1 protein-coding gene is annotated in these 1,232 nt (G+C 40.1%); it reads right to left on the bottom strand.

The window, feature by feature from the left end:
• Positions 1–12: 12 nt before the first annotated feature.
• A protein-coding gene (locus EPX21_RS19680; protein ID WP_240768744.1) for an IS3 family transposase occupies positions 13–1,175 on the bottom strand; the annotation gives its coding sequence in 2 pieces (ribosomal slippage) (positions 13–923 and positions 923–1,175; 1,164 coding nt in all).
• Positions 1,176–1,232 lie beyond the last annotated feature (57 nt).

Here is a 1,232-nt window from a genome sequence, read left to right as displayed (position 1 = left end):
TGTAGTCTTCCCTTAGCTAGCTACATCCAAAACTAAAAAATTCCAATCAGAATTGCTATTGCTATCCTGTTGGAATGTGGGAAACTCAGAGAGTTTTCCATATTTCAACAGGAACTCTGTCGGCGTCAATTGTCCCAAAGATGAATGTGGCCTTTCATTATTGTACATCCATGCCCATGCATTTGCATATTTTCTTATCTCAGTCAAGCTGTCAAACATATAGCTGTCGAGTACATCTTGCCTAAATGTTCTGTTAAACCTTTCAATTAAACTATTCTGGGTCGGCTTACCAGGCTGTATAAATTCCCATTGAACACCATTTTTATCGCACCATTCACGGATAGCCTCAGCAACGAATTCGGGACCATTGTCTGAGCGGATTTTATCAGGAATACCTCTCCATTCAATTAGCTTTTCAAGTTCCCTTATAACACGGCCGGCAGGCAAACTAGTGTCAACAGAAATTGAAAGAGCTTCACGACTGAAGTCATCGATTACGTTTAGTGTTCGTATTGTTTTGCCACTGGCTAGCGTATCGTGCATAAAGTCAAGACTCCAAGTAATATTTGGTCCTATGGGACAAAGTAAAGGAGCTTTAACTCGCGCAGGAAGACGCTTTTTACGCTTGTTTCGAAGATTAAGCCGCATATTAGTGTAAATCCTATAAACACGTTTATGGTTCCACATATACTGAAGTTTTCTCAGTCTATGATACATCATCCAGAATCCCCAAGTTCGATGCAGCTCTGCTAGCTTAGAAAGCTGCTCGATTACTTCATTATCGTCTTTGCGCTTTGCTTGGTAGTAAAAAACTGAAGTACTCAAGCAAAATATTGAACAGGCCTGTCGAAGGCTCATCCCAAAATATTCACGGGCATAGCCTACTAGCTCTCGCTTTTCGACAGGCCCTATAGCTTTTTTTCTATAACATCTTTTAATACCGTGTTCTGAAGAGTCAACTCAGCTACAATTTTCTTATACTGTGCCAACTCCCGCTCCATATCCTTCATCTGTTTGAGTTGCGAAGACTCCATACCTGAATATTTACTCTTCCAGACGTAAAAAGTACCCTGGCTAATGCCATGCTCTCGGCAGATGTCTGTAACCGATTGTCCAGATTCTTGCAACTTCAAAATCTTGATGATCTGTGTTTCGCTAAACTTACTTCTTTTCATTACCCCTAAATTATAAAACTACATTAATAATCGTAGCTGTTTTAAGGGAAGATTACA

It is taken from the genome of Olivibacter sp. XZL3, assembly GCF_004368405.1.
Classification (GTDB): domain Bacteria; phylum Bacteroidota; class Bacteroidia; order Sphingobacteriales; family Sphingobacteriaceae; genus Olivibacter.
This window is presented reverse-complemented; position numbering and strand designations above follow the sequence as displayed.